The organism is Streptomyces sp. NPDC037273 (assembly GCF_055603625.1).
Genome location: NZ_JBVJVO010000017.1, coordinates 175,930 through 188,619 on the forward strand (window position 1 = coordinate 175,930; position 12,690 = coordinate 188,619).

The 12,690-nt window shown below is 72.2% G+C and carries 10 protein-coding genes; 1 reads left to right on the plus strand and 9 read right to left on the minus strand.

Annotated elements, in window-relative coordinates; all coding sequences use genetic code 11:
- Window positions 1–76: 76 nt before the first annotated feature.
- The 9 genes from ACZ7G1_RS33470 to ACZ7G1_RS33510 all read right to left on the minus strand — a co-directional run bounded on the left by ACZ7G1_RS33470 (window position 77) and on the right by ACZ7G1_RS33510 (window position 10,875).
- Window positions 77–2,404: a xanthine dehydrogenase family protein molybdopterin-binding subunit gene (locus tag ACZ7G1_RS33470; RefSeq protein ID WP_470876617.1), complete on the minus strand. Its 2,328-nt coding sequence runs from the start codon at window positions 2,402–2,404 to the stop codon at window positions 77–79.
- Window positions 2,401–3,813 carry a (2Fe-2S)-binding protein gene (locus ACZ7G1_RS33475; RefSeq protein WP_470876618.1) on the minus strand — a complete coding sequence of 471 codons (1,413 nt, stop codon included), beginning with the start codon at window positions 3,811–3,813 and terminating at the stop codon, window positions 2,401–2,403. The genes ACZ7G1_RS33470 and ACZ7G1_RS33475 overlap by 4 nt, the downstream gene beginning before the upstream one ends.
- On the minus strand, window positions 3,810–4,685 hold the full coding sequence (locus tag ACZ7G1_RS33480; protein WP_470876619.1) for an FAD binding domain-containing protein: 876 nt from the start codon (window positions 4,683–4,685) through the stop codon (window positions 3,810–3,812). Before ACZ7G1_RS33480 ends, ACZ7G1_RS33475 begins: the two co-directional genes overlap by 4 nt.
- 338 nt (window positions 4,686–5,023) lie before the next feature.
- On the minus strand, window positions 5,024–6,670 hold the full coding sequence (locus ACZ7G1_RS33485; protein WP_470876621.1) for a beta-N-acetylhexosaminidase: 1,647 nt from the start codon (window positions 6,668–6,670) through the stop codon (window positions 5,024–5,026).
- A 4-nt stretch (window positions 6,671–6,674) separates the two neighbouring features.
- A complete protein-coding gene (locus ACZ7G1_RS33490) occupies window positions 6,675–7,523 on the minus strand; it encodes a carbohydrate ABC transporter permease (protein ID WP_470876623.1) in 849 nt (282 codons plus the stop codon).
- Window positions 7,520–8,470, minus strand: a complete 951-nt coding sequence (locus tag ACZ7G1_RS33495) for a carbohydrate ABC transporter permease (RefSeq protein WP_470876625.1) — start codon at window positions 8,468–8,470, stop codon at window positions 7,520–7,522. Before ACZ7G1_RS33495 ends, ACZ7G1_RS33490 begins: the two co-directional genes overlap by 4 nt.
- Before the next feature lie 5 nt (window positions 8,471–8,475).
- Complete coding sequence (locus ACZ7G1_RS33500; protein ID WP_470876627.1) at window positions 8,476–9,777, minus strand: extracellular solute-binding protein; 1,302 nt, start codon at window positions 9,775–9,777, stop codon at window positions 8,476–8,478.
- A 220-nt stretch (window positions 9,778–9,997) separates the two neighbouring features.
- A complete protein-coding gene (locus ACZ7G1_RS33505) occupies window positions 9,998–10,285 on the minus strand; it encodes a DUF3039 domain-containing protein (protein ID WP_015033918.1) in 288 nt (95 codons plus the stop codon).
- 29 nt (window positions 10,286–10,314) lie between these two features.
- Complete coding sequence (locus ACZ7G1_RS33510) at window positions 10,315–10,875, minus strand: YqgE/AlgH family protein (RefSeq protein WP_470876628.1); 561 nt, start codon at window positions 10,873–10,875, stop codon at window positions 10,315–10,317.
- 290 nt (window positions 10,876–11,165) lie between these two features.
- On the opposite strand from ACZ7G1_RS33510, the gene murA reads away from it, so the two are divergent.
- A complete protein-coding gene (gene murA, locus ACZ7G1_RS33515; protein ID WP_470876630.1) occupies window positions 11,166–12,506 on the plus strand; it encodes a UDP-N-acetylglucosamine 1-carboxyvinyltransferase in 1,341 nt (446 codons plus the stop codon).
- Window positions 12,507–12,690 lie beyond the last annotated feature (184 nt).

Below are 12,690 nucleotides of genomic sequence, written 5' to 3' on the forward strand. Positions count from 1 at the left end.
AGTCTAGAAGTTCACTGTAGTCAGGAACGACGACACTGCGCACCTCTGGGTTGCACAAGCAACGGACATCGATCGGTTACGAATTGGGCACGGCCACCGCTGCCTGGGGGCGGATGGGGAGGCGGTTGATCGGGCGGCCGGTGGCGGCGCGTACGGCTGAGGCTACGGCGGCGGGGGAGGTGACGACGGGGACGGCGCTGGCGGGTTTGGCGCCGAAGGGGGCGACGACGTCGCGTTCTTCGACGAGTTTCACGATGCGAATGTCCGGGGCATCCAGGGATGTCGGGAGTGCGTAGCCGGTGAGGTCGGGGTGGCGGACGAGGCCGCGGGCGGTGCGGAGGTTCTCGGTGAGGGCGGCGCCGACGCCCTGGGTGACGCCGGCTTCGATGCGGACGGCGAGCTGGGCGGGGTTGAGGACGCGGCCGACGTCCTGGGCGACGGCCATCTCCACGACGCGTACGGCGCCGAGTTCGATGTCGACGTCGACGACCGCGCGGATGGCGCAGAAGGCGAGGCCGACGAAGGCGTCGCCCTGGCCGGCGTCGTCGAGGGGCTCGGTGGGGTGGGGGCGGCACTGGGCGGTGGCCCAGAGTTCCTTGCCGTCCATGGCCTCGGTGACGGTGGTGGAGAGGACGCCGTCGTAGGAGGTGATCTTGCCGTCGGTGATCTGGAGGAGCTCGGTCGACATGCCGAACTTGTGGGCCAGCGGCTGGAGGAGCTGCGTGCGGACCATCTTGGCGGCGCGTTCGACCGCGCCGCCGGAGACCCAGGTGTGGCGGCCGTGGGCGGCCGGTCCGGCCGGCGGCTGGTCGGTGTCGACGGGGGCGACGTGGACCTCGTCGATGCCGAGGGTCTCCTGGACGATCTGGCGGGCGAGGGTGGAGAAGCCGGAGCCGGTGTCCACGGCCGAGCAGATGACCGTCGCCACGCCGTCCATGACGCGGACGGTGGCGGTGGAGACCTCGTCGGTGCCCTCCGCGCCGAGCATGTGCACCATGCCGAGGGCGTAGCCCACGCCTCGGCGTACGGCGCCGGGTTCGCCCGCGCCCTCGGGGCCGCCGGGCAGCAGCCAGTCGTCCTCGGGGGTGTCCTTGGGGAGGGCGGGGAGCGGGAAGTCGCGGACGGCGGCGAGGAGTTCGGCCACCGGGGCCGGGCAGGTGACGGTCTGGCCGGTGGGCAGGATGTCGCCGGTCGCCAGGACGTTCCGCATGCGCAACTCGGCCGGGTCCACGCCCAGTTTGGCCGCGAGTTTGTCCATCTGGGCCTCGTAGGCGGCGCAGACCTGCATCGCGCCCTCGCCCCGGACGTGGCCGGACGGCGGGTTGTTGGTGCGGACGGCCCAGCCTTCGACGAAGGCGTGCGGGACGACGTACGGGCCGCAGGCGAAGGCGACGGCCGCGGCGAGGGACTCGGACGACGAGTCGGCGTACGCGCCCGCGTCGAGCAGGATCTGCGCCTCCACCTTCACCAGCCGCCCCTCCGCGTCCGCGTGGTGGCGGTAGCGCAGCAGGGTGGGGTGGCGGTGGGCGTGGCCGAGGAAGGACTCCTCGCGCGTAGCGGTGAGTTTGACGGGGCAGCCGGTACGCAGGGCGAGCAGGCCCAGCGGGATCTGGAAGCCCGGGTCCTCGCGGTCGCCGGTGGCGCCGGGCACGCCGGTGACGACCAGCTTGACCTGCTCGGGGGGCAGGCCGAAGCAGGCGGCGGCCAGGTCGCGGTCGGTGTGCGGGTCGGTCGATGCGGTGTAGAGCTCGACGCCTCCGTCGGGGCGGGGCACGGCGAGCCCGGCCTCCGCGCCGATCGGCGCCGGGTCCTGGCGGCCGATCCGGTAGAGGCCCTCGACGACGACCTCGCCGGTCGCCTCCGGGTCGCCGAAGCGGAGCGGGATGTGCCGGATGAGGTTCCCGTCGGGGTGCAGCGCCTCGGCGGCGAACGCCTTCTCGGGGTCGGTCACCGGGTCGAGGGGCTCGTACTCGACGCTGATCGCGGCGGCCGCGAGCCGGGCCGTGTCGGGGTGGTCGGCGGCGACGGCGGCGATCGCCTCGCCGTGGTGCCGGACCAGGTCGGCGGCGAAGACGGGCCGGTCGGCGACCTGGCGGCCGTACGTCGACGCGCCCGGCACGTCGACGGCCGTCACCACGGCCCGTACGCCCGGCATGGCGGTCGCGGCCGTCGTGTCGACGGAGACGATCCGCGCGTGCGGGTGCGGGGACCGCAGGATCGCCGCCCACAGCAGGCCCTCGGCCCACAGGTCGGAGGCGTAGGGGAACGTGCCCTCGGTCTTCGCCCGCGCCTCGGCCTGCGGGAGCGAGGTGCCGAGGCCGTGCGCGGCCGGCTCCTGGCCCAGGGCCCCGGGGGCCTCCGGGACCGGGAGCGTGGGAACGGCGGTGGTCGCGTCGCTGCTCACGCCATGCCTCCGTCGTGCGAGTGGGGGATCTGGTGCGGGACACGGATCTCGTCGGACGCCTCGGAGGCGGTCGCCGCGGCGCTCGCCTCACGCTCGGCGACGACGTCCCGTACGGCTTCGAGGACGCCCCGGTAGCCGGAGCAGCGGCAGAGGTTGCCGGCCAGCGCGTGGCGCGTCTCGAGCTCGGTGGGGGCGTGGTTGCCCTCCAGGAGGTCATGCACGGTCATGCACATGCCCGGGATGCAGAAGCCGCACTGGACCGTGCCGCACTTCGACATCGCCCGCTGCACGTCGGACGGCTCGCCGTCCACCGCGAGGCCCTCCACGGTCCGCACCTCGCTCCCCGCGGCGGTCGCCGCCGGGACCAGGCACGAGGCCACGAGCCTGCCGTCGACCTGCACGTTGCACGCGCCGCACTCGCCCTGCGAGCAGCCGTCCTTCGCCCCCGCGAGGCCGAGCCGCTCGCGCAGCACGTACAGCAGCGACTCCCCGATCCACGAACCGGTGACCGGCCTGTCCACCCCGTTCACCCGCAGCGTGTACGAGGTGTGCGGGTGCTCGTCGCTGTCCGTGGAGGCGTAGCTGCCCGGATCGGCGGCGGGGGTGACCGGGGCGGCCACCTCGTCGGCGTCCGGCACCTGGTCGTCCGCGCCGACCTCGTCGCGTACGACGTGCCCGTCAGCCCCGTCGACCCCGTCGGCCCCGTCAGCCTCGCCTGCCTGGTGCGCCTCGTCGGTCTCGTCCGCCGCGAGCGGCTCGTCCAGTGCCCCCTCGGCGACGGAATCGCCCTCGGGAGCGGTCGCCTCCGGGACGGCGGTCTCCGCGACGGCCGGCTCCGGGGCGACGGTCTCCGGCGCGGCGGTCTCCACCAGCGCGGCCCACGGCGCCGGGGCGCCGCCCGGCAGGGTGGCGGGGGCCTCGGCGTACGGGGAGGGGGAGAGCGTCAGGGAGGACTCGAAGGCGCCGGAGTCGGACGCCGAGCCCGTCACCTCGCCGAAGTGCCACTCGGCCGTCGCGTTCGGGTCCTGCTCGGGGACGTACTCGGCGTGCCCGGGCCCGCCGTCGTACTCCACCGGCCACTGGGCGGGCTGGACGGGCTGGACGGACTGGGCGGACTGGGCGGACTGGTCGAAGTACTGGGTCTGCTCGGCCTCGGTGGGGAGGTGGACCGTCCAGGCGCCGGTGGCGGCGGGGTCGGTCGCGGCGGCGGGGGTGAGCGGCTGGAGGGGGGTGATCATCGGCGGGACGTAGCCGTGACCGGGGGCTTCGAGGGGAACGCCGTCCAGCATGAAGTCGCGGGGCAGCTGGACGAACGCGGTCGCGTCGCCGTCGTACCCCTCGCTCTGCGGGATCGGCTCCCAGCCGCCGGGGTATCCCCCCTGGCCCGTGGTGCGGTCGTCGGTGCTCACGCGAGTGCCCTCCCCAGTGCCCGTCGGGCGAGTGCGGCGACGGTGCGCCGCAGGTGCAGTACGCCGGGGGACAAGGGTTCGTCACCCGGCGGGTCAGGGATGCAGGCGGCGGCGACGTACTCGCCGAAGGCCGCGAGCGCTTCGGGGGCGAGGCCCCGGTCGTTGTCCCAGTCGACGAGGGAGGCGATCCAGCGCTCGGCCTCCAGCGGGCGCAGCGGCATCGGCGCGACGGCGCCGACCGCGCAGCGCACGCCGCGGCGGGCCGGGTCGAGGACGACGGCGACGGAGGCGGTGGCGCGGGCGGGACCGGTGCGGCCGGTGGCCTTGAGGAAGACCTGCGGGGCGTGGAGCAGGGGGACGCGGACGAAGGCGACGAGTTCGCCGGGGGCGAGCAGGTCGCGTCCGGCGAGGAGGTGGGAGACGGGGATCTCGCGGCTGCCGAGCGGCCCGAGGACGACGAGGTCGGCCTCCAGGGCGGCGAGGACGGGCAGCGAGTCGCCGGTGGGCGCGGCGGTGACGACGTTGCCGCCGAGGGTGCCGGCGTTGCGGATCTGGGGCGGTCCCGCGGCGCGGGAGGCGGCGGCGAGGGCCGGGATGAGGGCGGCGAAGTCGGGGCGGCCCATCCGGGCGTGGGTGAGGCCGGCGCCGAGGAGGGCGTGGCCGTCCTGGTACTGCCAGCCGCGGATCTCGTTGATGCGGCTGAGGCCGACGAGGCCGGCGGGGCGGAGCTGGCCTCTGTTGACGGCGGCCATGAGGTCGGTGCCACCGGCGACGGGCACGGCGGCCGGCATGGCCGTGAGCGCTGCCACGGCCTCGTCGAGCGAGGCGGGCAGCGTCACGGACTGCGCCGTCTGTGGTGCGTGCGTGGTCAACCCGCTGCCCCTTCCCGGTGTCCCGGTGGTCCCCGACTGTGCCCGGCCGCGCGCCTGCTGTCACGTCTGCTGTCGCGCCTGCGTGTGGGCGTACCGTACGTGCTCACACGCCGGACGTGGCAACTCTGGCACATCTTCCGAGCCGTCCGGCGCGAGGGTCCGCGAAGGACTGTTCCGTCCGGGACGCCCCGTGAGCGACGGTAACTTCCCTTTCGCCGTTCTTGGGTGACACGGGAACGTCGGGTCTCTCACACGTACGGTGCCGGGACTCCCCGGGGTCGGCTCCGGGCCTCTCACACGTACGGTGCCGGGGCTCTCCCGGGTCGGCTCCGGGGCTCTCACACGTTCGGGGGCGCCCCCTCGATCGGGCGGCCGGCGACGCCGGGGCGGCGCTGCCAGGGGTGGGGTCCGGCGGGCGGGCGGTAGTCGACTCCGAGGGCGTCGAGGCGGCGGTAGTGGGCGCTCATCCGGCGCTCGAAGCCGGCGTAGTCGCGCGCGTCCGGCGCGGGCAGCGCGGACCAGGCGACCTCGGCGAAGGCGGCGAGGCGGGGGAAGACCTGGTAGTCGACGCGGGAGCGGTTCTCCATGACCTCGGTCCAGACGTTGGCCTGGGTGCCCAGGATGCGGGCGGCGGCTTCGGGCGCGAGGCCGGGCGGTACGGGTTCGAAGCGGTAGACGTCCTCCAGGGTGCGGACGAAGCCGATGGGCATCGGCTCGTCCTCGCCGGGGGCCTGACGGTGGTCCAGGTAGACCTGCTGCTCGGGGCACATGACGACGTCGTGGCCGGCTTCGGCGGCGGCGATCCCGCCGCCGTAGCCGCGCCAGGAGGACACGGCGGCGCCGTCGGCGAGGCCGCCCTCCAGGATCTCGTCCCAGCCGATGAGCCGCCGTCCGCGGTCGGCGAGCCAGCGGTCGAAGTGGCGGATGAACCAGGACTGGAGCTCGTCCTCGTCGGCGAGTCCGAGTTCCTTGATGCGGGCCTGGGCGGCCGGGGAGGCCTTCCACTGGTCCTTGGGGCACTCGTCGCCGCCGACGTGGACGAAGGTGGACGGGAAGAGGTCGAGGACCTCCTCGAAGACGCCTTCGTAGAAGCGCAGGACGTCCTCGGTCGGCGCGAGGATGTTGGGGTTGACGCCCCAGGTGTCCCAGACGGTGAGGGCGGTGGTGTCGACGACGTCGGTGTTGCCGAGTTCGGGGTAGGCGGCGATCGCGGCCTGGGAGTGGCCGGGGAAGTCGATCTCGGGGACGACGGTGATGTGCCGCTCGGCGGCGTAGGCGACGATCTCGCGGATGTCGTCCTGGGTGTAGAAGCCGCCGTACGGGGTCTCCGTCCACAGCGGCGAGGCCCGGTGCCCCCACTTGGTGCGGGCCCGCCAGGAGCCGACCTCGGTGAGCTTGGGGTGGCGCTTGATCTCGATGCGCCAGCCCTGGTCGTCGGTGAGGTGGAAGTGGAAGACGTTGAGCTTGTGGGCGGCGAGCAGGTCGAGGTGGCGCAGGACGTCGTCCTTGGGCGTGAAGTGCCGGGAGACGTCGAGGAGGAGGCCGCGCCAGCCGAAGCGGGGGGCGTCCTCGATCGTCGTGTACGGGAGGTCCCAGTCCGCGCCCTCGCGCACGGGCGCCCTGCGGTACGCGTCGGGGCCGAGCAGCTGACGGAGGGTCTGGGCGCCCCAGAACACCCCGGCGGGGCCGCCTCCTTCGATGAGGACGGCGCAGGCGGGGTTCTCCGTGGTGAGGCGGTAGCCCTCGGGGCCGTGCTCCCGCTCCACCTCCTCGCTGATCCGCACTCGGACGGCGGACGGCCCGGAGCCTTCGGCGAACGGCAGGCCGGTGGCGGCGCCGAGGACGGTGCGGAGCCAGCGAGCGGTGGACTCCGTGCCGGGTCCGGTGTCGAGGGTGGTCCGTTCGTCGAGCGTGAAAGAACCCGGGGAGTCCCCGCGCACCTCGTGCTGGAGGGGTGCCGGAATCAGGTCCGTGGAGTGGGTCATCGCGTCAGTCCTTCACCGCCCCGCCCAGTCCGGAGACCAGACGGCGCTGTACGAGTACGAAGAAGACGAGCACCGGGATCGTCATCACGGTCGACCCGGCCATGATGCCTCCCCAGTCGTTCTCGTCGGGTTTGAAGAAGACGAGCAGGGCCATGGGGAGGGTCGACTGCGAGGTGTCGCTGATGAGGAAGGACTTCGCGAAGAGGAAGTCGTTCCAGGTCGAGATGAACGAGAAGACGCTGGTGGCCACGAGGCCCGGGAGGACCAGCGGGAAGAGGATCTGCCAGAGGAAGCGGGTGGGGCTCGCGCCGTCGATCCGGGCCTGTTCCTCCAGGGCTTCGGGTACGGCCGTGACGAAGCCGCGCAGCATCCAGATCGCGAACGGCAGGGAGAACGCGAGGTGCGGCAGGATCAGCGAGCCGAGGGTGTTGAGCTGTCCGAAGTCCCGCATGAGGAAGAAGAGCGGGATGGCGAGCGCCTCCACCGGCACCATCTGGGCGATCAGGAACATGACGAGGAGCGTGGTCCGGAACCGGAAGCGGAACCGGGTGACGGCCGTCGCGGCGAGGAACGCGATCAGCGCGGAGGCGAGCACGACCGTGCCCGCCACGATCAGCGAGTTGACGAAGTACCGGCCGAACTCCTGCTGTTCGAAGACCCGCCGGAAGGAGTCGAGCGACGGGGAGAGCGTCCACGGCCTGGGGTCCGTCGACTGGATCTCGCCCGCCGGCTTGAAGGCCGAGAGGACCATCCAGTACAGCGGGAAGGCGACGGCGGCGGCGACCAGGAGGGTGACGGCCTCGGCGGCGAGCCGCCAGGGACGGCGTATCCGGAGGATGCTCGGGGGCCTCACAGTTCTTCTCCCTGGCGTCGGAGCAGCCGCAGGTAGACCAGCGTCACGGCGAGCAGGATGAGCAGCATGACGACGCCGATCGCCGAGCCCAGGCTGTACTGGGAGGAGGCGAAGGCCTGCTGGTAGGCGTAGACGTTGAGGACGAGGTTCTGGCCGGCGATGCCGCCGCCGTTGGTCATCACGTAGATCTGGGTGAAGAGTTTGAAGTCCCAGATGATCGACTGGATCGTGACGACGACCAGGATCGGCCGCAGCATCGGGGCGGTGACAGAGCGCCAGGTCCGCCATTGCGAGGCGCCGTCGAGGGCGGCGGCTTCCAGGACCTCGGACGGGACGGATCTGATGCCGGCGTAGACCGTCACCATCACGAACGGGAACGAGCACCAGACGACTTCGAGGAGGACGAGGGCGAAGGCGCTGTACCGCCCGTACGTCCAGGAGTGGTCGCCGAGTCCGAGGAGCCGGTTGACGGGGCCGAAGTCGGGGTCGAAGAGGAAGACCCAGACGGTGGAGCCGGTGATCGCCGGGGTCGCCCAGGCGCCGAGCGCGGCCAGCGTGAGGACCAGCCGGGGCAGGGCACGCACGCGCGTGAGGAGGACCGCGAGGGCGCAGCCGACGGCGAGGGTGGCGACGACGCAGACGGCGGCGAAGACGACGGTGGTGACGAGGACCTGGCGGAACCGCGGGTCCTCGAAGAGGGCCGTGTAGTTGGCGAAGCCCTTGAAGGAGGTGGGTTCGCCGCCGCTGACCTGGGCCTGGGTGTATTCGAGGAAGGAGATCAGGCCGAGTTGGTAGACGGGGTAGACGAGGAGTCCGCCGATGACGGTGAGGGCGGGCAGGAGGTAGAGCCAGGGGGTCCAGGGGCGGGTGCGCCGGGGGCGGCGGGCGGGGGCGGGCGGCGCGGAGGTCTTCGCCGGCTCGGCGGCCCGGATGAGCTGGATCGTCATGCGGCTCAGCCCGCCGCCGCGAACGCCGCGTCCATCTTATTCGCGGCGTCGTCGGCGGCCGCCTTGACGTCCTTGCGGCCGCTGACGACCTCCTGGAAGAGGGTGGGGAGGACGAGGGAGGCGTCGATCTGTCCCCAGCCGGGGGACGCGGGGACGAACTTGGCGCCGGCGCCGAGGGTGTCGATGAAGGGCTTCACGAAGGGCTGCCGCCGGGCGGCGGCGGTGCGGACGTCGGTGTAGGTGGGCAGGAAGCCCATCGCGTCGAAGAGCTTGCCCTGGGTGTCCTTGCCGGTGAGGGACTTGAGCAGGTCGACGGCGAGGGTGCGGTGCGCGGTGCTCTTGAGGACGCCGATGTTGTTGCCGCCGGCGAAGGCGGGGGCGATGGAGCCGGGCGTGGTGCCGGGCAGCGGGACGACGGCGTACTTGCCCTTCACGGCGCCGGCTTCGACGGCGGCGTGGCTGAAGTCGCCGCCGATGGCCATGCCGGCCTTCCCGGAGGCGAAGGCGGTGACGGTGGCGTTGCCGCCCATCTGGGCGCACTTGGCGGCGGGGCAGTTGTCGTCGCCGAAGAGCGAGGTGTAGGTGCCGATGCCCTTGAGCGCGGCCTCGCTGTTGACGGCCGCCTTGTACGAGTCGCCGTCGGCGGTGGCGAGTTCGCCGCCGGCGGACCAGACGAAGGGCAGGGCGCCGTAGGTGTAGGCGCCGCCGACGGCGATGCCGTAGAGCTCGGGCTTCGCCTTGCGGATCTTCTTCGCGGTGGTGACGAGTTCGGCCTGGCTCTTGGGGGCGGTGAGGCCGAGTTCCCGGAAGACGTCGGTGCGGTAGTAGAGGGCGCGGACGCCGACGAAGAGCGGGGCGCCGTAGACCTTGCCGCCGACGGTGACGGACTGGCGGGCGGTGGGGTCGGTGTCCTTGGCCTCGTCCCAGGCGGCGAACTCGGCGCTGATGTCGGCGAGTCCGCCGTCCTTGACGTATCCGGCGGTGTCGGTGTTGCCGTACTCGATGAGGTCGGGGGCGGACTTCGGGTCGTTGAAGGCGGCTTTGACGCGCTGGGCGCGGGTCTCGACGGGGATGTACTCGATCTCGGCCTCGGCGCCGGGGTGGCGCTGTTCGAAGGCGGCGACGGCCTGTGCGACGACCTGTTCCTTGGGCTTGTTGTTGACCTCCTGGAAGAGCCAGACGCGCAGGGTGCCGGTCTTCTCGTCGGCGGTGGCCTTTCCGTCGGAGGTCTGGGGTGCGCAGGCGGTGGCTCCGGCGAGCAGGAGCGCGGTGGCGGTGAGGGCAGGAAGTGTCAGGGCGGACTTCATGGCGGATCCCCTCCGGATGCGTGCGTTGCATCATGTGCAATGGGTGTTTCGTGCTGCACAACACGCGTGAGGTTAGGCGCGGCTCAGGCGGCCCGACAAGAGGTCTCGACCATTTCCACCACTCCGTGACCGGCGAAAGCACCCCGTGCAACGCGAAACGGCCCCCGTCGTACGCACCGAAGTACGTACGACGGGGGCCGTCCCCGACGTCAGGACCCGCTTACTTGTCCTTGCCGCCCTTGTCCTTGTCGCCGCCGCCGGCGCCCATGGAGTCGTAGATCTCCTTGCACATGGGGCAGACCGGGTACTTCTTGGGGTCGCGCCCCGGTACCCAGACCTTCCCGCACAGCGCGACGACGGGGGTGCCGTCGAGGGCGCTCGCCATGATCTTGTCCTTCTGGACGTAATGGGCGTAGCGCTCGTGGTCGCCGTCACCGTGGGACACCTGCGGCGTCGGCTCGACGAGGGTCCCCGTACCTGCCCCGCGCTCGGGCTCGAGAGTGCTCATAACCGCCAAGGGTACTGAAAGCCGGGGGTTCAGTTGAGGGACGGGTCGTCCGGGTAGGTCGCGATCATGGCGAGCTCGCCGCGCTGGCGGCGGAGCACCTGGCGCCAGAGGCTCTCGGGGTGCGGCGAGGAGACGTCGCCGGGCTCGGACTCGACCACGTACCAGGCGCCGTCGCCGAGCTCGGACTCCAGCTGGCCGGGGCCCCAGCCCGCGTACCCGGCGAAGATCCGGAGCGAGCCGAGGGCCGGGCCGAGCAGTTCGGGCGGGGTCTCCAGGTCGACGAGGCCGATCGCCCCGTACACCCGCCGCCAGCCGAGGGGGCCCTCGTCGCCGGGGATGACGGCGACGCCGAGGGCCGCGTCGAGGGAGACGGGTCCGCCCTGGAAGACGACGCCGGGTTCGCCGGCGAGTCCGGCCCAGGGGGCGAGGATGTCGGAGACGGTGACGGGCGTGGGCCGGTTGAGGACGACGCCGAGCGAGCCCTCGTCGTCGTGGTCGAGCAGCAGGACGACCGCGCGGTCGAAGTTCGGGTCCGCCAGCGCGGGGGTGGCGACGAGCAGTCGGCCTGTGAGCGAGGACACCTCGGTCATGCGACACATGATCCCGCATGTTCGGCGTTCGCGGGGGTTGTCGGAGGGGATACGGGGAAGGCGGCGAGCGTCGCGGTCCTGAGCCGCAGGTCGGAAGGGAGGGTACGGGGGCTGCCGGCCGCCCCGCGGAAGCAAGCGGACGGTGACACTCCGCAAGATCACGGGAACAGAGGGTGTTGTGCCGAATTCATTACATCTGACAGACCCCCTGACGCACCCGAACGGGGTCTCATGGCCCCTTACCCTTTTCACTGGCCACCCGACCGACCCCACTCCGGAACGCGAGATTCATGACCGGCACAGACGATGTCCTGCTTGTCCACGGCGGAACCCCGCTGGAGGGCGAGATCCGCGTCCGCGGCGCGAAGAACCTCGTGCCCAAGGCGATGGTCGCCGCACTGCTCGGCAGCGGCCCCAGCCGGCTGCGCAATGTGCCCGACATCCGTGACGTCCGCGTCGTCCGCGGGCTGCTCCAGCTGCACGGAGTGACGGTCCGCCCGGGCGAGGAGCCCGGCGAGCTCGTCCTCGACCCGACGCACGTCGAGTCCGCGAACGTCGCCGACATCGACGCCCACGCCGGTTCGTCCCGCATCCCGATCCTCTTCTGCGGCCCGCTGCTGCACCGCCTCGGCCACGCCTTCATCCCGGGCCTGGGCGGCTGCGACATCGGCGGCCGGCCGATCGACTTCCACTTCGACGTGCTGCGCAAGTTCGGCGCCACCATCGAGAAGCGCGAGGGCGGGCAGTACCTGGAGGCGCCGCAGCGTCTTCGCGGTTGCAAGATCCGGCTGCCGTACCCCTCGGTCGGCTCGACCGAGCAGGTGCTGCTCACGGCGGTGCTCGCCGAGGGCGTCACCGAGCTGTCGAACGCGGCCGTGGAGCCCGAGATCGAGGACCTGATCTGCGTCCTGCAGAAAATGGGCGCGATCATCTCCATGGACACCGACCGGACCATCCGGATCACCGGTGTCGACCGCCTCGACGGTTACACCCACCGGGCGCTCTCGGACCGCCTGGAGGCGGCCTCCTGGGCGTCGGCGGCGCTGGCGACCGAGGGCAACATCTACGTGCGCGGCGCCCAGCAGCGCTCGATGATGACCTTCCTCAACACGTACCGGAAGGTCGGCGGCGCCTTCGAGATCGACGACGAGGGCATCCGCTTCTGGCACCCGGGCGGCTCGCTCAACGCGATCCACCTGGAGACGGACGTGCACCCCGGCTTCCAGACGGACTGGCAGCAGCCGCTGGTCGTGGCGCTGACCCAGGCCTCGGGCCTCTCCATCGTGCACGAGACGGTGTACGAGTCCCGGCTCGGCTTCACCTCCGCGCTGAACCAGATGGGCGCGCACATCCAGCTGTACCGCGAGTGCCTCGGCGGCTCCGACTGCCGCTTCGGCCAGCGGAACTTCCTGCACTCGGCGGTCGTGTCGGGCCCGACCAAGCTCCAGGGCTCCGACCTGGTCATCCCCGACCTCCGCGGCGGCTTCTCGTACCTGATCGCGGCGCTCGCGGCCCAGGGCACGTCCCGGGTCCACGGCATCGACCTGATCAACCGCGGCTACGAGAACTTCATGGAGAAGCTCGTCGAGCTGGGCGCCAAGGTCGAGCTCCCGGGCAGCGCGCTGGTCTGATCCGCTCCAGGCCCCGCACCGACGGAGGGCCCCGTACGCCGTGGAACCGGCGTACGGGGCCCTTCGCGTCGCGGGGCGCCGGGGGGGGGGGGGGGGGGGGGGGGGGGGGGGGGGGAGGAAGGGGGGGGGGGGGGGGGAAACAAGAAGAGGGGGGAGAAACCCGCTGGCGGTGATACTCGTTCCC

Excerpts from the sequence above, each read along its gene's own strand:
- ACZ7G1_RS33485 (WP_470876621.1), bottom strand. The coding sequence starts at position 6,670 with ATGACCCACTCCACGGACCTGATTCCGGCACCCCTCCAGCACGAGGTG.
- ACZ7G1_RS33495 (WP_470876625.1), bottom strand. The coding sequence starts at position 8,470 with ATGACGATCCAGCTCATCCGGGCCGCCGAGCCGGCGAAGACCTCCGCG.
- ACZ7G1_RS33500 (WP_470876627.1), bottom strand. The coding sequence starts at position 9,777 with ATGAAGTCCGCCCTGACACTTCCTGCCCTCACCGCCACCGCGCTCCTG.
- ACZ7G1_RS33505 (WP_015033918.1), bottom strand. The coding sequence starts at position 10,285 with ATGAGCACTCTCGAGCCCGAGCGCGGGGCAGGTACGGGGACCCTCGTC.
- ACZ7G1_RS33510 (WP_470876628.1), bottom strand. The coding sequence starts at position 10,875 with ATGACCGAGGTGTCCTCGCTCACAGGCCGACTGCTCGTCGCCACCCCC.
- murA (WP_470876630.1), top strand. The coding sequence starts at position 11,166 with ATGACCGGCACAGACGATGTCCTGCTTGTCCACGGCGGAACCCCGCTG.